We start from the raw sequence: 25,067 nt of genomic DNA, 5'->3' as shown, positions 1-25,067 counted from the left end.
CAAAGATTTAAGAATAAAGTAGTTGTTTGAGCAAGGAAAAATGGACAATGGAATTAGAACAATTATTTTGTGCAATAGATGATTTCTGTTTGGATTTTGAAGCAAAATTGAACTCAGAACTAATTTCGAGCCAGTCACAAAAAAGAAAAAGAAAAAGTCGCTTATGTTTAAGTGAAGTCATGACTATTATTGTTCATTTTCACCAATCAAGTTATCGTAATTTTCAGGACTATTATCAAAAAAGCATTTTAACAATCTACCACAGATATTTTCCATCTTTAGTGAGTTATAATCGCTTTGTTGAATTAATGCCTGATGCTTTACTGCCTTTAATTTGTTATCTTAATAGTCGAAAAGGTCAATGTAGTGGCATCTCTTTTATTGACAGCATGGGTATTCCTATTTGTCATAATAAAAGAGCAAAAAGAAATAAAGTTTTCCGTGGCTTATCGGGCTGGGGCAAGAGTTCTGTGGATTGGTACTTTGGATTTAAACTTCATTTAATTATTAATGAACAAGGCGAATTATTAGCTTTTCAAGTTACTCCCGGAAATGTTGATGACCGGAAACCAGTTCCTACTTTGGCACAAAATTTATGGGGAAGACTTTTTGGAGATAAAGGATATATTTCTAAAAGTTTATTTCAGGAACTATTGGAAAATGATGTGAAATTAATTACTCCTTTTAAGAAGAATATGAAGAATAAATTAGTTGAATTGTGGGAAAAACTTATGTTAAGAAAAAGAGCTTTAATTGAAACTGTCAATGACCAACTTCAAAATATTTCCCAAGTTGTTCATTCTCGTCATCGCAGTATTTCTAATTTTATGGTTAATATTATTGCTGGTTTAATTGCTTATACTTGGCAAGATAAAAAACCTTCTTTAAAATTAGATAAACATGAAGTAACTTCTCTACCAGCTTTATTAATTTAATTATTTTCATGCAATTAAATTGTGAGTCCAAAATATTCAATTTTGGATTGTTTTCTCTTGTTTATTTATTGTCAATAATCATTGCTAATTGAGAAAAGCCCGATATAATTAGTTTTCAGGATGATTATTTATATCGAACTCAGGTGGTGTTAGTTAATATGCCTGTATTATCGTTGGTATCACTAGCATCATTAACAGTGATGGTATCAGTCCCCGCATCTCCACTAATTGTTAATGAAGCAGCAATATTATCTACTGTGTTGCTGTCGTTATAAATCTGGATATTATCGTCTTCTGTCCCCGAATTTACTGTTGTTGCACCACTGATGGTCTTAATGCGGACTGTATCAGCACCTGCATTAGTATTCAGATTGGTTTGATTTGTGTGGGTGCTGTTAATGGTGAAGTTGTCTGCACCTGAACCTAAGTTAATATTCAGAGTTTCCGCATTGCTGTAGGTAATACTTCCAGCCATATCTAAACCAGTTACACTGGTGCTGGTTAATATGCCTGTATTATCGTTGGTATCACTAGAATCATTAACAGTGATGGTATCAGTTCCCGCATCTCCACTAATTGTTAATGAAGCAGCAATATTATCTACTGTGTTGCTGTCGTTGCCAACTGTGATGGTATCGTCTTCTGTACCTGAATTCACTGTTGTCGCGGCATTAATAGACTTGATGCGAATACTATCTTGTCCAGCAACAGTATCAATGTTAGTCGTAGCGCGAGTTGCATTGACTATTAGGTTATCATTACCATCGCCACTGTTAACTGATAATATACCACTCGCGTCATTAATCGTTACCGTATCTGCACCTGCGTTGGTATTTAGATTGGTTTGTCCAGTGTGGGTACTGTTAATGGTGAAGTTGTCTGCACCTGAACCTAAGTTGATATTCAGAATTTCCCCATTGCTGTAGGTAATACTTCCAGCCATATCTAAACCAGTTACACTGGTGCTGGTTAATATGCCTGTATTATCGTTGGTATCACTAGCATCATTAACAGTGATGGTATCAGTTCCCGCATCTCCACTAACTGTTAATGAAGCAGCAATATTATCTACTGTGTTGCTGTCGTTATAAATCTGGATATTATCGTCTTCTGTACCTGTGGAAACGTTGGTTGCACCACTGATGGTCTTAATGCGGACTGTATCAGCACCTGCATTAGTATTCAAGTTGGTTTGATTTGTGTGGGTGCTGTTAATGGTGAAGTTGTCTGCACCTGAACCTAAGTTAATATTCAGAATTTCCCCATTGCTGTAGGTAATACTTCCAGCCATATCTAAACCAGTCACATTGGTGTTAGTTAATATGCCTGTATTATCGTTGGTATCACTAGCATCATTAACAGTGATGGTATCAGTCCCCGCATCTCCACTAATTGTTAATGAAGCAGCAATATCATCTACCGTGTTGCTGTCGTTATAAATCTGGATATTATCGTCTTCTGTCCCCGAATTTACTGTTGTTGCACCAATGATGGTCTTAATGCGGACTGTATCAGCACCTGCATTAGTATTCAAGTTGGTTTGATTTGCGTGGGTGCTGTTAATGGTGAAGTTGTCTGCACCTGAACCTAAGTTGATATTCAGAGTTTCCCCATTGCTGTAGGTAATGCCACCATTGGTCATTCCCAGTCCTATTAATGTGGTGCTGGTGAGGATTCCGGTGTTAGCTGTGGTGTCTCCTGAATCTGTAATGGTAATCGTATCTGTATCATTTCCACCGATGAGAGTCAGGGCAGCCGCGATATTGTTGACAGTATTACTATCATTGTAAATCTGGATTGTATCATTTCCAGAACCAGCATCTACTGTTGTATCCGCATTAATGGCTTTCACCTGAATGATATCACTTCCTGCTTCTGTATTAATGAGGGTTTTACCTTGGCTACTGTTGAGGGTAACGGTATCGTTACCACTGCTGGTGTTTAATTCCAAATTGTTCGTGAAGTTGTTGGTGAGATTAATCATATCTGCACCGGCACCCAATTGTATTTTGAGAGTTTCAATTGTGGTGTATTGTAGACGGGTATCTAGTCCCAACCCACTGACGTAGCTGCCATTAACTGTGATTGCTTCATTAAAGCCTGATGTATTGGCAGAGAAGTCTAGGTTGAGGCGATCGCTACCTGCATTCCCTACAATAGAGAACATGGAATTAGATTTGAGGATAGGATTAACCAGCGTCACAGTATCATTACCAGAACCCAAAATCAGCCCAATTTGCTCAACATCGGCGTAATCAATGGTACTAGGGATAAAGTTTTGCAAATCAACAGTCAGGTTTAAATCATCAGTGCGGAGGGAGAAATCCTGTCCAAATGTATCTGTACCACCATTACCATCTACAAAGATAGCCGCTGTAACTGTGTTATTTGCTGTGATGGCATCATTGCCAGAGCCTAAGTACAGGTTGACTTTTTGCACGCTGTTGTAGTTGACTCCAGCCCCCACACCATTAATTGTTGTGGCGGTAAGACTGATATTCCGCCCAATGGTGTCCCCTTGATTAAGGATATTTAAGGTATTTACACCTATGCCACCATTAACAGTGACAGCGACAGTAAAGTCGTTGAGAGTATTACTAAAGTTACTCAAAGTGATGATGTCGTGACTCGCACCTGCATTAATAGTGGTAGCAGCTTTATTACTGTAGAGAGTAATCCTATCACCATCATCTCCTGTAGTAATGTTCACTGTTGCAGCATTAACAGTTCCATTTCCATAAAGATTGACATTGCTACCAACACCTACATCTGTAACACCCTGATCCGTGATGATATTTACTGCACCTGGCGTAGTCAATCTTGCAGTGCTAGTGAGGGTCAAATCATCTCCAGCTTTTAAGGTGATTGTGCCACCAGCACTAATACTTACGTTGGTATAAATGGTAAGGTTATCTCCAGCAGCAGCCGAGTCTCCAGCTTCCAGATTGATAGTGCCACTAGCGGACATATTGCCATTCTGCGCTAGCGCTAATAGACCCTGAGTAAATATTGCCAGATTACCACTATTAACTGTGACAGCACCCACCGTCAAAGCTCCCCAGTTTTCCAAATCTAGAGAACCAGTAGTGAGACTAGCATTATTAACCGTCAGTACGCCGACGTTATCAAGATAGATATCACCACTGCTAGGTGCAATTGTCAGAGTATTAACAGATGTTTGTAGAGCATTATTAGTTGTAGCAATACCAGCACTAGTCTTAAGGGTTAGTGCATTGGCGCGAATATCCGTAACCTCAGTACCGCCGAGAATACTGTTAGCAGTCAAAGTCACTGCGCCAGTATCAGTAGTGACATTTCTTATGGTTAAACCACCTCCTGCTGTGATAGTGACAGCACCATCATTAGCGATGACATTATTCAGGGTCAGGTCATTAGTCTCATTTACCGTAATTGTGCCACTGCCCATTACTGAAGCGTTTAAAGTATTGGCATTGGTAGCAATACTAATATTCTTAAGAGCCGAAACGTTGATATTGTTAGAATTTAACACTGTGCCACTGGAAGTGCTGATGCTACCACCCATTAAATTAGCACCATCATAATAACCCAGGGAACTAAGTACCAAGTTATTAGACACAGGAGAACCAGTTAAGACCATGTTATCCCCAGTGGTGATCTCTACATAACTAGCAGTAGTGATCATTTGCTGGAAGTTTAAACTACCTAAGTCTTTTTGAGCATTCAGAATTAAGTTATCAGCAGATAAGCCGAAACTCGTTTGTGCTGTTGCTAATTGCCCCGCAGATTGAGATAGTTTAATAGCACCTGCTAACTCAGACTGTAATTTTGCTTGCAGATTCAAACTACTAGCATTAGTTATCTTAGTAAAGTAAATCTGGACATCACTATAGGTTGGGTTTTGTTGTTTCAACAACTTATAGTCAGACTGGGTGGAGTAAATAATCTTATTAACAGGCACTTGTCCAGTAATATTTTCCGTGACAGCGTAAGCATAATAACCAGCAGCTAAATAAGCCCCAGATTGATTAATTTGACGACTGTAGATATTACCACTGAGGTTTGTATCTGCATAATATTCTCGTCCATCATTGCCAGTATAGATAAACTTACCGCTTTGAGGTTCACGCAGTTGATATTGCACGGTATTCAAGACAGGTGCGAGGGCAACATTTGCTTGTTCAGCAGGTGTTAGTGCCACCAAGGCAGAATTGTAAACCGTAGACTGAGAAATATCACCTTTATCGAGGTAATAATCAACTTGGGTAGCAGTATCACGGTATTTGTAATAACCAGCATAAGTACCCGTAATTTGTAAATTACCTCTAGCCTTCAGACTAACTGTGGTGGTACTTCCTGATGTTTTCTCCGTAAATTTGGCAAAGGATTCCGGGGAAATAATGATGTTATCAGAACCCACCTCAAAGGTGAGGTTATCTGTCTTAACAATCGGCAGTTTCACCCCACCTTGAACAACTCCAGAATCGCCAGCACTGAGGTTAACGTTAATAGCATCAAGGGTAATACTTGAATCAATTGTTAAGGCTTGAGTAGCACGAAGACTGATGCTTTGAGCATTTAAAAGTACATCCCCATTAATGACAGTAATTACTAAATCACCTTGCTTACTATTTAAGTCAATAATGCCTGTACCAGGGGCAACACTTAATTGAGCCGATGAAGTTAGAGAACCCAAGTTGGAAACCAGAATATTCCCTGTATTAGAAGTCATCTGAGGCATATTTAATGCCCGATTAGCAGTGCCGATTTTACCGATACCTTCAATTTGGATATTGCCATCAGCAAAGGCGGTAATTTCGGCTAAATCCACTTCTAATAAGCCAATTTCCCCACCTGTACCCGTAGCAGACAGGTTCGCTTTTACTGCAATTAAGTCAGCAATATCATCATTGGAATTGAGGGCGAGAATGTCACCTCCACCGTTAGCCGTGAGGTTAATTTGACTGTAGCTGACCAAATTACCGTTAGCATCATAGTCAGCGTAATTTCCAGCATCAATTTGACCAATGGTCAGATTACCAACGGAAGTTAAAGTAACATTCCGTCCCTGACTATTGTTAATTACTTTGACGAGATTAGCAGTGAGGATACCTGATGTGTTTAGGGTAAAGTTACCATCACCAATCAGCGCCGAAGTCAAGCTGAGATTGGCGGCTTTATTGTCAATGCTGACATCACCCGCAGCACCTGTTGTTAAGCTGAGGGTACTGACTTGAGTATATAGATTGAGACTACCACCAGATTTGATATCTAAAGTGGGGACATTAATCCGATTTGTGTTATTGCGGCTAATACTTGCAGCCGAGAGATTCATAGTTGTGCCGGCTGACAGGTAAGCATCATTATCTAAATCGAGAATCAATGCACCAGCAGCCTTTAAGCTGAGGTTATTGTAAGCTTGTAATCTATCAACGGTGACTGCACCACCGGAAATAATATTGATATCATTTCCACTCGCTAAGGCTGTGGCGTTGCGTAAACGAATACCACTAACTGATTTAATGTCAATATCACCATCGTTAGTATTAATAGCTGTAGCGTTGATGGTGCTGGTACTATCAAGAGTTAGGTTAATATCACCTGTACTGCTATTGGTAACACTCAAATTGGTGACTTTGAGATTAGCATTAATACCTGACTTACCAACTAGATTAATATTGTTAGCCGTAATTAAACCATTGGCAAAGACACTATTATTAACCTTGTAGTTGTTAATGCTTCCTTGTAATGCGGTTAAATTTGCTGTACCAGTGATTAACCAACCAGAAGGTAAATCAATATTACCTGTGGTTGCACCCGCCGTCAGGTTAATATTACCGTTGCTACCAGTTTGGATAAAGGTATAGTTATTACCTGTAATGTTACCAATACCACCGACTTGACCAGCATTAGCAATCACTCCATTACCGACATTCAGTAAACCGACCAGATTTAAGTCATTACCCGCATTTAATTGAACTTGAGTACCGGAAGTAGCGGTTGTACCTGCATTAATTGCACCTGCAAAGTTGATGTCACCTGTAGATGAGGTGCTGGTAATGTTAACTTGTCCGGTGCTGTTATTGGCGAATAATTCGCTAAAGTCGAGGACACTAACACTACTACCCGTGATATTGATCAGATTTTGGGCAGAAATATAGGATGGTGCGGCTAAGGTATCACTAGCACTGCTTCCTACGGGTAGTTTACCTTGAATCGTAATATCACCCAAGCTGTTGATATTGATATTACTGCTGGCACTGTTAGCGACTAATTTGCCAGCAATACTAATGTTACCAGTGGCATCAATGGTAATGCCATTAGCAGCACGAATGGTATCATTATTAAATGCACCAAACGGTAGTTTTTGATTGGAATTTTGACGTTCTGTTACCCAAATAGTTTGATCTTCGGTGATGTTTTCGGTGCGGAATTTATTATTAGTTTGGACGGAGACATTCTTGAGTTGAATATCACGGGTTTCGTAACGCGCCCGATTATCGTAAATATCTTCCTGATTACTTACCCATTGATATTGGAGGGTGAGGCGTTTGTCGTAGATTGTGGTGTTGGTTGATGTCCAATTATACCAGTAGTCATTATAATTTTCATAAAGCTGTGAACCAGCCCAAGTCTTTACCTTACGTTCAACCAGAATTGATGAAATATTATCATTCATACCTATAGAATCTAGGTGGTTGATGTCTATATCTTGTCCAGTAAATGTATATGACTTACCAGTCATATTAGGACCGTCATAAACCGTAGCTCTGTATTCATTAGGAGAAGATTCAGTCGGAGAGGTGACATTTCTTCCCCTATACCAGAATGCAGCAGAACTGTAAAAATTGTCCCAAGGTGCTCCACTAGTCCCTGTGCTAAACCACGAGGTCTCCCCGGCTCGGTTTGGATGTATAGCCAGAACAAGTACATATGCAGGTATGATCCCGATAATAGTATTAAAAGAATCATAGTTTGGGTCATAAGTTGAAGTCCAGCTATCGGCCAGATAATTATTAGGATCGTAACCAACATTTATGTTATTACGAGAACTGGAATAATATGCACCTGATGCCCGACTTGCGGTAGTGCTGAAGTATTGAGTTGGAGCGTAGCCGTAGGTTGATTTATTGTCGTTTTGAGCTACGAAATTGAGATCGGCATTCCAATCCGGTGTTTGACCGTGATTGATGCCACTAATCGGACTGCTAAGGGGATTAATGCCTTGATTACGTTCATTAATTGAATAGTTGCGTGTGCCACTATCATAATAACTCACAGCCCAACGGGTGGGACTATTATCATAATCTTGAACCCAAGCACCATTGTGATAGTAGGTTGTTAAAGTTGATTTATCTTGGGTATATTTAACATTGGCATTATCCCAATAGTAACCAACATTTTCATTCCAGGCTGTGGGCGAACCTTGGGAAACTACGCGCAGGACATTTTTCACATCCGTTTCTGAACCAGAAATAACACGAATATATTTATTTTGTCGGGAATCTGTAGAATTATTCCAACCATCAACCGGCACATTGATAATGGTTTTGGCTGTATTATTTGCCCAAGTAGGATTCCAAGTTTGTACAGTCGGATTACCATTGATAGTTTGGTTAATCTTGGCGTTAGTGTAACTGAAATCGTAGAGTTGATAATAACCCAGTTTATCTAAGACCACTAACCGTTGTTCATCACTCAATCCACCAAACACATGATCAACAGAGGGTTTACCAGAACTACCCCAGTTAACATTATAAGTTGACCCACCAATGATTAACTGACCACTGGCATTAACAGAATAGTCAACTTTATTGACAAAATATTCTCGTTCTGTTTGGGTAGTGGGATTCCAGAAACTATCTTGAGTTAATGTGACATCCATTGTGTAGAACTTACTACCAACTCTGACATTATCAACACCAACTTGTTCAGTTACTGTAGTAGGAATCCAATTTACCGATTCTACCAAAACCGTACCATCAGAAATTTGCTTCGTACCCGTCACCACAGGTACAGTAATGCCTTTTTGGGTAATAAATGGTAAAGGTACAGGTTTAGTACCATCACCCAAAATCACGTCCGCATCAACTGTCACTGTTCCACCCGCGACAACGGAAACACTACCTAAAGTAGCCGTTAACGTGCCTTTACCGTTGAGTAGTACATTACCACCATTAAGTTGAGAACGGGTAATTGTACCGCGCAGAGTATTAATGGACCAATTCGGATTAATTCCCGTGCGTAGGTTCAAATTACGATCTGCTGTCACTAAACCATTAATCGTGGCATCACCAACAACATTTAAGGTAATGTCACTATTACCACGACTTGCTAAATAGCCTTGAATCCAGAGTTTATTGGCAATAACCTCAATATCTTTGTGAGCATCAACCAAAGCACGGGTTAAAGGTGCTTGGCTCTTAGCAATAATCACCTCACCTGTACCTTGAATTTGAATCGCTGGGTCAGTTAGGGTGAGATTACCAGAGCCATAGGTTTGAATTAGGGCATTATTCGGCAGAATTGAAGCTTGTGGGTTAGTTTCTCGGTAGTCAACGAGATAGAGATTACGACCTTTAATAATGATTTGACTCTTAGCACCGACAGCATTATCAATAAACACATCTCCGGCGTTATTTTCGCTGATAATCGTCACTTTTTCGGGGTTAACGGTTGTACCGTTAAATGGTGCAACTTGACCACTAAGAACAATACCCGACTCAGCCGAAATATTAATGAAACCATTAGCAGCAGTGTCTAAAGTACCGCCACTCACACGGGTTAGATTAGCGGCTGCTTCGGAACTCGCTACAGGTGCAGCATTTAAAGCCAGTTTCACACCATTAGCATTAACATACTCACCGTCAGCATTAATATAGAAGCCTGCACTATTCACAAACCGCCCTTGAGGATCTTGATAGATTAATGGTGTCAACATTAAGCCATAACCTTGGCTACTGGTACCACCATCAACTGTCAATGTATCTTCGGCTTTGAGATAACCATTAATTAACAATAATCCGGCACTATCAATAGTAATGTCTGAATTATTGTCATAAGTCTGCATTAAACCATCAATTTCGACTTGACCCTGAGCGGTGAGATTAATGCTGCTATCGGTTATATCACTAAAGAGTGGCGTTCCTGTTTCGCTAAAGGCAGCCCTAGCATCACTCTTAATGGAACTTAGGCTATTTATCGAGAAATCGAGCAGATTTGCCCCACCATTGACCGTAATATTCACATTTCCGGTAGCTTGGGCTGAACCTCCACGAGTTACCATTGCACCTGTAACATTATCTGCACCTGCACCTCCAAAGGTGACAACATCGGCAGCGGTGAGGTTAACATTAGCAGTTTTACCTGTCCAGGTGACATTATTGTTATTGAGTGTTGCACCTGCTAGTAATGAACCAATCACATTGATGACATTAGCAGTAATGTCAATGTTACTGTTGTCAGCACTGCTCAAAAGACGAACACCAGAGCCAATATTGACTGTTCCCGCACTATTAACGGTAAGATTCGCAATACCCTGTAAATCAAAACCTTGTTGTTGATATTTACCATTAACTAAGATAGTGCGACCGAAGCTAATATTACCGTTAGCATTAGTTTGGTTAAGATTGAGAACTTCCCCTGTACCTTGGACTAAAACTTGACCGTTATAACCCTGAATTTGATTAACAGCGTTAATTTTTACTGTTCCTTGACTGATGATGTCTGTGTTCAAGGTGACATTATTCGTGGCATCAATTAAGACTTCTGTAGTATTGGCATTTGCATCACCTTGAGTATGACGTAAGACACCTTCAACGCTAATATTCTTACCTGTCAGGGTCAAATCAGCATCGGTGATAATCCGTCCAGAAGTCCTTGCTAGGGTTAGATCTCCATAGGTTGCTGCAATGTCAATGTTAGTCATGCCCACACTACCTTCACCGATAGTGCTGTCAATAATGACATCATTCAGACCAGTAATATTTACTAACCGTCCCTCAATTTTACTAGTACCAAAGGTGTGAACGGTGGTTTGTCCCGCAGCTATTGTGGTGCCGGCACTTAAACGGACTTGGTCTTCGGCGGTGAGACTGCCATATAGTTCGATGGTGTTGTCGGCAGTAATCACTACGTCTGAGCCTGTACCAGCAGCAATTACGTCGCCTTTGACGATGCCATAAGCACCAATATCCAAGATGATAGAACCATCACGGGTTTCTAGTAAACCTGTGTAGTCTAGGTCAATATCAATACCATCGGGGGATGTGCCACTGTTGAGGTTAATAGCTTCATAACCCAGGACTTTACCTGCAATATATAGTTTACCGTTTGGTCTGGTGGGTGAACCAATGGTAACTTGTGAACCAATTTCACCTGCTTTAATGGCGTAGGGAAGATTTGAGGTTAAATTTGTAGTTAGATTGGTAAAACCTAAGAGATTAGCATTGATAGAGCCGTTTTTCAGTAGTGTTGTTGCGTAGGAACTGGTCAGCATTAAGCGACCATCTCGCAATTTAACGGTCATGTCATATTGATCAAATCCTGTGTAGGTGCTACCAATAGGATTAACCGTACTGTCTTGGGTGTTAACCACTGTCCAAGTTGCAGCTTTAATGGTGTTATTTAAGTCATTAATGAGGTCAACAATATTGGTGTTATTGGTTGTCACCGATTTTGGTAAGGTGACGGTGGCTTCCATGACAAAATTCACCTTATCAATGCGGAGTTTAAGGGTGATATCTTGACTGACTACACCTGTAGCTAATTCGTAAAAACCAGCCGCTTCAATTTCGTTGGTATGTGCCGGGGCGAGGATGTCAATGCGTCCGGGGGCATCAAGGTTGATTTGGCTATTTTCGCGCCAGGTTTCCAACTGAGTTGAGCCATACACCACCATGCCTTTACCAGAATTTGCTACCCCTGGTTCTACGGGGTCTATACCGCCAATTAGGTCAATTTGTTTACCTGCTCGGAGAATTTGACCAATTCTGACTTGATTTTGCGCCGTGACTTTGATAGTGGAATTACCACCATAATTAGTGACATAGCGACCTAAATATTTACCATTAGCATCACGAACAGCTTGGATTTGACCACCAGGTAGTAGTAAACCTTGAATATCAACATCTTGAGCCGCATTAATTTCGATGGAACTGTCGGCGGTATGGGTGACTAATTCGCTGGCTGCTTGAATATACGCACCTGTGCCAGAACTATTGCTACCGCCATTGATTTCAATGCGATCGCCGGCATACAAATACCCACCAGTTTGGATCGCGTTACCTTGTTGATCAACGGTATTACCACCAATGAATGCCTGACCTACGGAATTAATGAGAATTTTGCCATACTCACCTGACCAGTCAATGGTCTGAGATAACATATTTCCGTTAGCATCAAAGGTTTGGTTTAATTTACCACCTGATACCAAAGTTCCCATCATCTCCATGTTACCTTGGTTGTTCATGGAAATTAATGCCCCGGAATTATCGGAGGTTAAGCCCAAGGCGGTTGCGCCACCTGCGGCAGTGACAATTAAACCTAGTCCATTGTCGTCTGCGCCCGCTGCACCACCATTAATTACTACTGATTTAGAAGCCAGTAACCCTGTATCTAAGTAGATTTGTTGTCCGGCGTTGACTGTTACCGTAGAATCCTGGGCGAAGGTGACACCATTTTCACCAATCACACCACCTGCAACTACTGCACCAAAGATGTCTACGTCTTGAGCGCCTTTAATATTGATTTTGCTGCCCGCTTGCTTGCTATTGATGCGTGATGTGCCGTGAACATAGACGCTAGAACCATCAGTATTTGCCCCATTGGTACTCGTACCCAATGAATTAAAGCCACCTAAGATATCAATGTTATTTTTAACGTCTAGGATGCTTTCGATATAAGCCCAGGTGGGGGTGCTAATTTTCAGGTGGGAATTTTGACCAAAAACATTAATGTTGCCCCGGATAATAATGTCATCTTGGGTGGCTAAGGTTAAGGTGGTATTATCCGCCAAGCTGGTTAATGTTCCCGTAATTAACATTCCAAATTGATCTTCATCAATGGCTGTTAAATAGTGGTCATTGCCGTGTTGATCTTTTGGTAACAGGCTAAAGTAACTGTCATTGTAGTGATTTAGTGGTGAACCTGCTGTTAGGTTCATTTGATCGGCAGTGGTGACTGTGCCTTTGATCACTAATTCATGGGGGGAAATCATGGTTACGTCTGCCCCATCACCAGTTTTAATGGCTGTGGGTTTACCGTCAATATTTTCAAACCGCGCCCCTGCAATTACGGCACTACCTGGGTCCATTAATATGACTTGTCCGGCTTCGATGCGAATTTGTCCGTCCCTGTCTTTGGCCTGGACAATTGAACCTTCTAAGTGTTGAATAACTGTGTCACTGTATATCTTGGCTGTGGAATTAGCACCTTTGGCATCCACTAAACCAGCCATTTTGATTGAGCCAACGGTGTCAATATCTACTAATCCATCGGCTAATAAAACTGCGATTTCGCTACCGATGTTAGTGCGGAGGCTATTGGGTCCTTCGCCTTCATAAGTACCCATTGCCCCAATGCCTGTAGAGCCATAAACATTGATTTTCAGATTTTCGGTAGCTCTTAACCAGCCGCTGACAGCCATTTGTTCCTTAACGTTGAAGGTTAAGTTGGCTGCTGTGACACCAGAATCGGTCGAACCAAAAGTATTGTGGATATTTTGGGAATCAATGAGGGCGTTACGGGTTTCTATATTCAGGATTTCACCTGTGGCGTGGACATCGCCTCGAATATGCAGATAATCGGTCTTGAGGGTGGTGGTGTTGCGGAATTCTGGCTGCTGGGCTTGGAGAGGACGAGCTACGTCTGGTACAAATTTGCCCCTAGTGCCATAGAATAAATCCCCGATTTCCATAACGTTACCAACATTGGTACGCCCAATGGTAACAGTATCGAAGTCGCCAGCGATCGCACCTAAGTCGAGATTCGACAATTCAAAGACATTGGCATTATCTACGCCGATAGCATTCAAATCTTGTCCAGAGCGATTTTCGGCAGCACCACCTAACATATAGTTCCAAGCTAGTTGGTTAGCTTGCAAGGTGAGATCACCAACCCCGTTGACTTGATTTGCGCCGGTGCGGAAGTTCATATCATCGGCAGTCAGAACGATGTTCGCGCCCGCGGTGCGTCCGGTAATCTCACCACTGAGTAAACTCAGGCGAGAATCCTGTGCTAACAAAGTAATTGCAATATTGCCGTTACCATTAGCTACTGCATATTGATTTGCACCATCAAGAATTTGATTACGCCAATCTGAAGTGAGGTTAGTAATCCAATTACTGTTAGTAACCCAAATTGGGTTCTTAGGGAGATTAGGCAGGATCAAGCCAGGATTCTCTTGTACAGGAGTCTCATCTCCATTGCTTAACAGATTGAGACTGTCTTTTTCTTGGATAACAATGTCACCCTGTCCATGGAGAGCGGTAGCTGCGGTTAATGCGCCAATATCCGTAAGAATTGGGGCGGCAACTGTCCCAATTTGATTTTTAACCTTAACAATCAGATGGCTATTACTCCCTAAAATCTCGGAAGCATTGGTATTGATTAGTGAACCATCGGCGGCTGTGAGGCGAATCCAACCACCACCTTGGGCATCTTCATTATTAGCACTGGATACCTTGAGATCGGCGGATAATTTAATATCTGTGAGATCGCGGTAGGTACGCAGATCAATATAACCATTATTAACAGCATTGAGGATCTTAGGTACTATAACGGTCTGGAAAGAATCAACAATGATAGCATCAGAATTAATCTGACTTTGGAAGTTTACGTTGTTAGCAATCACGCGCAGATCAGTTCTGCCTAAACGGGAAATCAGGTTGTTATCGGTATTGTTGAAACTGACATTGCCACCAAAGTCCAGGACAGTACCACGATTAAACTGAGCAGCTTTACCCAGGAAGGTGAGACGATCAACATCGCTGTTGTAATTCAAGATTTCCCGCCCATTCTTGACCTGATTTTGATTCAAAGCAATGGAGGTATTCATTGTTTGTTCAAGAATTACCTCATCAAAAGCACCGCTGCTATCGTTGAGGTTAATTACCCCATCAGCGAGTGTTGCCTGGGACCGTCCCATCCGTACCCTGTAGGTATCATCTCCGCCAATATCTTCAATATCAATGGTGCGATCGGCAAAGTCGCTAATATTAACTAGGTCATTACCACGACCTAATCTCAGCTTCACAACTGTTGCGCCATTGGCTTTAACGGCATTTGCGCCACCACCCTGTTCAGCACTGATACCGCGACGACCGACAGTAAAGTTAATACTCTGAGCGGCTTTGGTGAAGTCAAAAATGTTTGCACCCAAACTATCACTGAAGCGATCTAAACCAAACACATCGGCAAACATATAAGTATCATTGCCTTCACCACCGGAGAGGTTATCAGTACCTTCTCCGCCTTCTAGGGTGTCATTACCCGTACCACTAGAGAGGCGATCGTCCCCTGCACCACCGATGAGAATATCGTTACCAGCACCACCAGTCAACCTATCCTTACCATCGCCGCCGATGAGGGTAACAATATCAATAGCGAGAGAGGCATCTAAAACATCATCACCTTCACCACCATCGAGGGTACCACCCTTCCAGCCGGCAATCAGTTTATCTTTACCCTTACCACCCTTCAAATTAACAGTGGCATATTTCAAGCGAGAGGCATCAATGGTATCATCACCTTCACCGCCATCAGCGACAACACTGGTGACACCTGAATAGCTTTGGTAATAGCCTTCATACTCAACATTGACTGTACCTGCACCGTACTGATCATCCAGGGTAAATATTTCGCCGCCATCTTGGTTTTTATAAACCCGTTGACTAGCACTACTACCCATATTCAGATAGAGGACACCATTTCGCACCTCTCCCAGCACTGGCTGTACATTAGGAGCATTGTAGGTTAAATTGATTAGTTCAATATCAAATATCTGTAGATCCAAAACCCGGATGGTACCTATACCCAAATCTAGCTCTACAAAGGCAGAGGCACTTAAATTAATCGCTCCAGTTAAGTTAACTAGATTCTTCGGACCGCCTCCTTGGTAATTCCACATTGTTATCATTTCAGAAATGCGAATCTTACCATCACCTTCCCAGGTTTGGTTAGTTACATATCCTTCATTATTTTTATAAAGCGTCGGTTTCTTAATATCTTGCAGATCCACGCCCATAGTCATAGTAATGTTGCCTTGTAAGCCAACACTAAAAATGCCAAGGGATAGAGCTGCTGATATTCCTAAACTAGCCTTCAAAGTCAATTCATCTTTCTCTTGACCAAGTTTGAGTTTGCCCTTGTCATCTTTTTCCAGGGCATAGTCCATGATGAAGAAACCATCAAAGGCATCTAAAGGATTACCCGAATTAATTGCTTGTCTAATGCCGTAGGTGTCGTAACCAAAACCCAAATCCACACTGGCTCCAAAGGTACCAAATGCCCTGATTTTAATATCAAGCGGTGTAGGTGGCAAAGGAATGGTAGCCAGCAATATACTGAAGTCTGCTTCAAACTTCAAAATCGGCATTTCATAAGTAAATAACGTTGCATCACCACCTGTCAGAATCTTTGTCCAGTTGCCAATATCCTTAATGTAGGGGAGAACTTGGAAACCAGAGCGGGGAACCTTACTGAATTTTTGATTAGCTGTGGAAGGCTTTGTGCGCGTATTTTGATTGAGAAAGTTATCTATATCTGCGGGGATATTTTGGTTACTGGCGGCGATACCCTGAACATTCTTAGTGCCAAGTCCGACAATATCCCCCAAGGGGAGCCAACCTGTGGACTGAAGATTCGCTAACTTATCTACGAAATTTAGCATTTGTTGAGCTTCATCAAGAAATGCCCAATCAATAGGTTTGCGCCCTTTTAACTGGAGAACTATGTTAATTAACCCTTTAACTGTGTTATCTGGTATCAACATATCTAAGCCAGGAATCTTCGTTTGCAAAATCTCAATTAGAGGTCTAACTGGTTCTAGGGCGCTCTTAATATTGCTGGCAATGGGCGTGAGGAAATCGGTGACGAAACTACCGACATCAATACGTAAATTCTTGATTCCTACGGTGGGTGCAAGGACTTTTTTGCCTAGTTCCCAATTCCAACTAGCTTGGAAATCACCGCCCAAACGTGGTAATCCCTTAGCTCCATCTAGTTCCAAGGTCATGCCTAAATCTAAATTGGCATCGACACCAAATTTAAGATTAATTGTTTTACTCAGGCTACCAGAGAAAATCCGATCTAGGGTTAACCGACCACGGGCATCTCCTAGTAAATCTAACCCTAATTGACCATAGACACCACTGGCTTTGTCATTGGGATTGTTATCTACAAGAGTGGCTTTAAAGAATAATAATTTGCCCTGGGCGGAGAAAGGTGTGGTGACATTAGGATCTGTGGGTGTACCATCTAAGAAAGCACTTACATCTAAGTGCAATTCTGGTTTAGTGGTATCATCGCTGGCTGCTAGATAGAATGAATCCTGGAGACTCAGACCAAAACCAAAGTCAAAACCCCAACCAATATCTAAGCCAAAACCACCATTTACATCCAAACTGAAGCCGGGAAGTTTAAAATCTAAGGGTAAATCAATACCTGTTCCATAAATGCGTCCACCCATTTTCAGATCAAATTGGATGGAGTCTACCCCTGTGGGTAAAATATCTCCCTGATGCCAAGTTTGTAATTTTTGACCACTGGCATCAAACCAGTTAATCTGAACATCATTAATATCAAGTTGTCCATCATTATTAGCATCTAACAACAAGTTCAACTTGCTCGGTCCCAAAATATTCCACAGAGTTTCGCGGATATATGCTATGGCTTTACCGTTGCCACTGAGTTTGGCGCGGAGGTCTGCTAATACTCCTGTCCGCATATTTCGGAGGAATGAGGCGGCGGTGGCTAATTTTTCGCCTATTAGGGGTATATTCTGTGCCAAACCGGAATTCAGGACATCTTCTAGAGTCCCCACCGCACTATCCACGCCATTGAGAATGAAGGAAGGATCGTTAATTAGAGCTAGGAGGGAGAAGTTGCCACCAATTGATGCAAACTGACCGCGAATATCGGGGAATGACATTTGCAGCGGTTTTTCGATCCCTGCATCCGCTGATTTTGCTAAATGCTTAAATAGTTGGACTAACCCTTGATCTCCATAGGCAGGATTAGTTTGAATATGAATTGGATCAAGGTTGAAATCTGCTCCTAAAATGCTCAAGCTAATGGGCAGATTAATATCAAAACCGCCCAGGAGTTTCACGGAAAGGTTGTCTGTTAAGGATTCTGAGAGGATGTGATATAAACCGTCATCAGGCTGGGTAGAAGTGGCTTTTTGGTCAATTGCTATCAGTAATCCAGCATAATCCTTGGTGTTAATATTGCCATCGGCATCCAATACTAAACTTGCTTGATCTACAGCAATCTCCAAGGGACCTACTTGAAAGCCTAAGTTCAGGTTTTTACCTTCCAGACGCGCCCCTATTTGAGCGTGAGTTCCTTTACCGGTCATGGGATCATAATCCCGGAGGAAAATGTCGGGGTTCGATGTAGTCAGAGTGTTAATATCGATCCCCACATCAAAGCTAAGTCTGGCTAGGGCTTCAAAGAGAACATTACCACCACCATTGATATCAACTAGGGCATCAATGGCATCTAGAGCGGGAGCGAGGGCATTTCCAGACAAGTCCTTCAGGGTCTTGAGATCGAGATTGAAGTCAAACTGTTGGGAGAAAAGTGCCTGCCAGCCTAAATGGATATTGAGATAATGATCGCTCAAGGATAGGGAGAATATTTGTTCGTCAGCAGCCAAACTATTGTTATCTACCAGTCCTAAGGCATTCTCGATGGTCAGTTCTACTTCTTGTAGGACTCCAGCAGGATTTGCGGCGGCTAGTTCTAATTTGCTAGTGAGATCATCCAGGAACTTGAATGACTCTTGTAAGGATGTATTAATGACTGGGATGGGAGTGGTATAGAAGGGCTGGTCTGCCAGTGATTCCTGGATGAAGTCAATCCCCATCTGTACTCCTTGAATCACCTGTTCAAAGCTCAAATTCTTGAGGTCGAAGATGCTAGACAGATTGGGGATGACGACGACGATGCCTTTGTCCTGAATTGCCCCACTAGCTATTTGCGCCTGAAGATCGAAGGATTCAGTAACGGGTTGTTTAACTGTCTGGAATCCAGAGAGATTGAGGAGGTTGGGGGCATAAACTCCTAGTTCCAGATTAGGTGCTATGGAAATATTCCCGAAACCACCATTTACCTTCAATCCTTTTAATTTAGCGGAGCCTTCACCATCAATATCCAGGTAGAAGGAATCCATCAAATCGCCATTGATTAAATCATTAAAGCCAAAACGTCTGTCTCCGGGTGTATTGTTCTGGCGATCGCGGTCTAATCCTGTGGAAATACTAGCAGCCAGGTGAACGCCTGATCCTGTTCCTGCTCCCCCAGCGGTTAATCCCAAGAACCCTAGTTTGGCGGCTACTTCCAAATCACTCACATCAAAACTAGCATTTCCGTTGAGTTCGACGTTATCAACGTACAGATTTATGGGTTCTGCACCTGTGGGACCGTCAAAGTCAATAACTAAATCCATCCGTCCATCTACTGATGCCCTTAGTGATGTTTTCGCATTAGTAGAGAGGGATAATTCACCTAAATCTAAGCCCAAATCCAACGCCACATTATTCAGAACAGGTAAATCCTGTCTGAAACTGAAGGGCATAATAATGGCATTTTGGATTGGGTCATAACTCATCGGCACATTAACAGGGAGAATGCCGGAATTATTGACGGCAACGATCAATTCTTGATAGGTGCGAATCTGCTCTTTTTTATTATGAACAGAAAAGTTGAACCCTGTTTGTGAGATATTAGTGGCATTTTCTAGGGTTAAGGTATTGTTCTCGACTTTTAAAATATTGAAGTCCCCTAAACCTTGAATCGTGACTACTTTGCCTTTCCAGGTACTATCAAATGTTTGTCCTGTTTGTGTGAGTTGCCCAGCACTGAGAACTCCATTACTGCCTGTGAAAATATTAACGACAGGACGATATAAGTCAATTTTTGACAGAACATTATCGTTAATTGTGGTGGCAAAGTCTAAGGCACTTCCTACTGATAGTTCCGTAAAGGGTATCCCTATATTCATGAAATCGGACTGGCGATAGTCCTTAGCCCAGGAGATGATATCCTTGACCATCCCTATGGCATCAGCTACGCCAAAATTACGGAAATTCAGGAGTTTGTCGAAGTTTTCAGTACGGAAGGTCAGCCCAGATCCATTAAATATTTGCCCTTCTAAATATACTTTGGGTGTGACTCCATTACCAAACTCATATCCACCTAAAGAACCATAGAAAGGCAACATCACATCTATGCGATTGTTGTTGGTTGTGACGTTTAATTGGTTATTGACATAAGACAGTGAACCACCCACTGTAATGGCTGCTGTTCCTTTCTGTTTACCGATTTCGTCCGAACCAATACTCATGGATAATGGTCCGAAATATGCCCCTAATTGGATATCTGTGGCTGCGGCTGTGGCTTGGAATGCCAGTTTATTCAGATCAAATTTGGTGCTAAAGTTTTGCCAGTCAAAGCTGAGATCAAAGTCAATTCCTAAATCCACCCCTACATTGATTTGAGCTTTACCATCTAGTTCTATACCAAAGTCTGCGGCATTGGCATCAACGGCTAGATTTATGGCTTTTTGATAATGATTTTCTGAGGCGTAAGATATAGAAAAACCTGTTTTCCCAATCACAAAATCCAATCCATTGGCGATCGGTAATGTTGGTAGCCAATTGCTTCTGAGACTGGTTATTAATCCTTTTAGGGTTTGCGGTGTGGCACTGGGCTGAACAGGTTCTATGTATGCTTTGACAGAATCCCCTAGTGATAAATAACTACTGATCCCCAATATGCTGTCTAGGGTAGTATCAGTGCCAGGTAAGGACATTGTTAAGGGACTTTCCGATGTGGGTTGTCCTGCACTGTCATAGGTAGGAACTAGAGTCTGTTTCAAATCGATTAGTTGCTCTGCCCCATTTATGAGCGCGTCCTTAACAGCGTCCGTCAATACCATATCTAGGTTAGAGGCATTGAATCGGCTGACATCGGTAGGATTGATAAATTTAACGGCAACTGTCTGATTACCTATGGCAATGGTTTCATCAATAATTTTTCCGGTGCGATTAATCTCGACTCCTAAATCGCCTGTAAACGTGAGACCTGCCACACTTAAGTTAGCTGTACCGCTTCCTTGGAGGGCGTAAGTGCCGTCTTTGAGTAACACTAACCCAAGCGTGCCATCTTCTAAACTGCCTGTCATCCCATCAATGAGACTGACGGAGGCTAAGATATTTTTACCTGCGGCTAAAATTGCACCATCGGATTCGCGGATATTAAAAACCAAATCAGCACTCAGTTCAGTCAGACCAGCGATATTGAGAGTTAAGTCTGTGCCACTGACTTGATTAACTCCAGATGCGATCAATGTATTTCCTAAAGTGATGCTTGAGCCAGTCTTATTCGCAACAGCTTGTACATGACCACCAAGGGTCAGCCCGTTAATACCTACCAGACCAACATCTCCTGCGAAGGCATAAGCATAGGTCTTATCTGCATTGAGTATCAATGAAAAATCGGTATTGGCAATCTGTAACCCAACATCGTCGCTGGTGTTTGTAGTATTAGCACCATAACCAGCAAAGGCACTAATATTACTACCATTGAGGGTGACAGTCGTAGCAGTATTATCTTTGGCAATCTTTAAGCCTAAGTTGCCACTGAGTTTGGCATAGTTACCCAGGGTGATATCGGCATTATTAACTGTGAAGTTGAGTTCTCCGTCTGTGCCTGTGGCTGCAATTGTTAATGCTTGTCCGGCTTGGGCAGCAATGCTAAGAACGTCTGTGGGAATGCCTCTAAATTCTAGGGCAGTATTTGCTGTGTCGAGGCTATAGCTGTATTGTTTGTTGGAGTTGAGGCTGAGGCTAAATCCGACATTGGATACTGCTACCCCTATGTCATCTGTGGTGTCACTGGTTGCTGCACCATAACCAGCAAAGGCACTAATATTACTACCATTGAGGGTGACAGTTGTAGCAGTATTATCTTTGGCAATCTTTAAGCCTAAGTTGCCACTGAGTTTGGCATAGTTACCCAGGGTGATATCGGCATTATTAACTGTGAAGTTGAGTTCTCCGTCTGTGCCTGTGGCTGCAATTGTTAATGCTTGTCCGGCTTGGGCAGCAATGGTGAGAACGTCTGTGGGAATGCCTCTAAATTCTAGGGCAGTATTTGCTGTGTCGAGGCTATAGCTGTATTGTTTGTTGGAGTTGAGGCTGAGGCTAAATCCGACATTGGATACTGCTACCCCTATGTCATCTGTGGTGTCTGGTGTGGAGAGTCCATAGCCGGCAAATACTTCTACATCTGTGCCAGTAATATTGACTGATGTATTATCAACTTTAAAGTCAATATCTCCATTAATGGAGGCAACATTATTAAGATTTACTTTTGTACTGTTTAAAGAAATATTAGCCCCATTTTGATCACCTGTGGCGTTGATGGTGGTGCTAACGGTTAAGAAATCAATTCCTCGGCTTTCTACTGAGGCATTATTAATACTGTAGCTATAACTATGATCACTATTTAAGGTAAAGATCAAACTACCATTACTTAAAGCCAGACCCTGATCATCAGTTGTATCTCCGGTTGTTGCTGCACCATAGCCAACAAAGCCATTTAACTGTGTGGCGCTAAGTTTTATTTGATTGCTATCACTAGAGGTGACGTTAAACGTACCACTAAGGAAAACATTATTATTGATTGTTAGTTCTGCGTCGGCAATGGTAAAGTTCTCAGGAGTGCTATCTTGCCATGCAGCATATAACCCTTGCAATGTCAAGGAAGTGGGAGTAGCATCTAAAACATAGTTATAAGTATTATCCTGTATGGTTGTGGCTTCAATTGCCCCTGTTTGAAATTCTAACTTCCAATCACCACCCAAGGGGGATGCACCTGTTCTATCTGTAGACGCTGCTATGTCAGCCCCGCTAATTTGACTCAGGTGAGTGACAAATGCTTGTCCGTCTTCACCTTGAGCGATATTACAACCATAAAATAAGATATCTGCTGTACCTGTGAGTCCTGTACCCCATTCTTTTATCTGCTCTTCGTACAGACTTAAATTACTATCAGATAGGGTTGTTGTTCCTAGTTTTACTGTTCCCTCGCTACCGTGGGAAATAATATGGACTGCACTGATATCATGATAATTTTTTAATACTTCTCCAATTTGCCCAATTCCATCAAAATGGCTATCGAGTACAACTACCCCAGATGAGCTGAGGTTTGATAAAATTTGCCCGTAGTCTTGTACCAATGAATCAACAAAAACCAATGTGTCTAACCCGTAATTCGGTAAATTACTGGATTTATATGGTTTTTGATACAAGGGATCTTCTAATTCTGAATTTAGTGGCTGTAGTAGGTCAGAATTATAGGAATTTAGGTTTGTGATATCGTTTATGCTCATTTTAATTTAGTCCTTGTGAATTATATATATACTCAACACAGCTTATTCATTTGATTCTGTGGGTGGGGGTAAAGCAAAAGCTTAATGGTGTCAACTTAAGCTCAAATCCCTACCACATCTCGTTCCTAGTCTCTGACTAGGAATGCAGTTGATAAGGCTCTGTCTCTAATATCATTGAAGGCAGAGCGTTCTAGTAGTCCAGCTTCTAGCCGTTTTGAGTATACACAGACAAAACCCACCTATTCCTTCGGTCCCGTCAGGGATACGTGGGTTAAGAACCTTAATTTTGTGTTAGGGATCACCAAAAAATAAATTACCCAATTTTGTGGGATGGGCATCCTGCCTGTCCTTGGTAATTAGCGGGCAATTCGTCCCGCACTACAAGAAACTTTTGGGGATTTTTTTAATTGGAAGTCCCTAACTCCACGTATCCCTGACGGGAGCCGGAGGCATCTTTATAATGGCCGGAAACTTTTCAAACATCCTCTAAGTAGGTGAACAGAAAAATTTAAAGGTATATAACCCTATGTAAAGTTGTCTCAATGCGAGATTCTGATTGAGTTTTAGCCATTTTACAAAACGCAATACCCCTCATTTTTATTTTGTTTACCTACTTAATACGAGAGCAGAAATCGAAGAAATACGTTTCATTTTTTAATACCTAAAGTGGTGGAAGTAATACTTTGTTCAGATCAACTGGAGTTGAAAAGGTTATTGAGAAATTGAAACAAATAACTTAAGTAACACCACTCTATAATTTTTTCTATATGCTGTGGGCCTATTTAAGAAAGTTAAGTTAAGTTTATTAATTATGATTCTGGAAATCTCTTGATAATTCGGTTGTAGCTATTTATGAAGAAACAGAAGAAACAATAAACTTAGTGTAGTTCTCATCAACTTCCTTAAATTGATTATTTTCACGTTAATTCATGAAAATTCCAAGAAATCGCCATAATTAGATTGGCGTTGAAAAGGTTATTGAAACCTATAATTTTTCTATATGCTGTGGGCCTATTTAAGAAAGTTAAGTTAAGTTTATTAATTATGATTCTGGAAATCTCTTGATAATTCGGTTGTAGCTATTTATGAAGAAACAGAAGAAACAATAAACTTAGTGTAGTTCTCATCAACTTCCTTAAATTGATTATTTTCACGTTAATTCATGAAAATTCCAAGAAATCGCCATAATTAGATTGGCGTTGAAGATTGTCGTTATAGTCAGGACAAAGGCAAGAGTAAATAAGTTTTCAGCGATTTTACGTTTCTTTACAGAGTTTGGTTTTATTGTGTTCACCTACTTACATACTTATTAACCGAGTTGGGTGAGGAAAACCACGTGAACCCTAGTAATAGAATTACGTGGATACATAAACAGATGGAAAACAATGGTGAAAGTATAAGTAGCAATACGATTCCTAGAATTTTAACAAAACAGAATGTTGAATAGTATGCAATTAAATTACTAACGGTATTGGCACATTTAAGAAAGTCAAGTTAAGTTTATTAATTAAAATTCTGGGAGTCGCTTCATAATT

At 41.4% G+C, this 25,067-nt stretch carries 2 protein-coding genes; one reads left to right on the top strand and one right to left on the bottom strand.

The features are described from left to right. The first annotated feature begins 47 nt into the window (after nucleotides 1–47). The gene (locus tag NG743_RS24650; RefSeq protein WP_027403600.1) at nucleotides 48–935 is read left to right on the top strand and encodes an IS982 family transposase; all 888 of its coding nucleotides are present in this window, start codon (nucleotides 48–50) and stop codon (nucleotides 933–935) included. A gap of 139 nt (nucleotides 936–1,074) precedes the next feature. Here the strand turns inward: NG743_RS24650 and NG743_RS24645 are convergent, their stop codons facing one another. Then, nucleotides 1,075–23,532, bottom strand: coding sequence for a DUF4347 domain-containing protein (locus tag NG743_RS24645; protein ID WP_257122190.1), 22,458 nt, complete (start codon nucleotides 23,530–23,532; stop codon nucleotides 1,075–1,077). Nucleotides 23,533–25,067: the final 1,535 nt, after the last annotated feature.

The sequence above is a fragment of the Dolichospermum heterosporum TAC447 genome (genome assembly GCF_024584745.1).
Taxonomy (GTDB): domain Bacteria; phylum Cyanobacteriota; class Cyanobacteriia; order Cyanobacteriales; family Nostocaceae; genus Dolichospermum; species Dolichospermum heterosporum.
Note: the sequence above shows the minus strand (reverse complement) of the source record. Positions and strands in the feature narration are given on the sequence as shown.

Excerpts from the sequence above, each read along its gene's own strand:
- NG743_RS24650 (WP_027403600.1), top strand. The coding sequence starts at position 48 with ATGGAATTAGAACAATTATTTTGTGCAATAGATGATTTCTGTTTGGAT.
- NG743_RS24645 (WP_257122190.1), bottom strand. The coding sequence starts at position 23,532 with ATGAGCATAAACGATATCACAAACCTAAATTCCTATAATTCTGACCTA.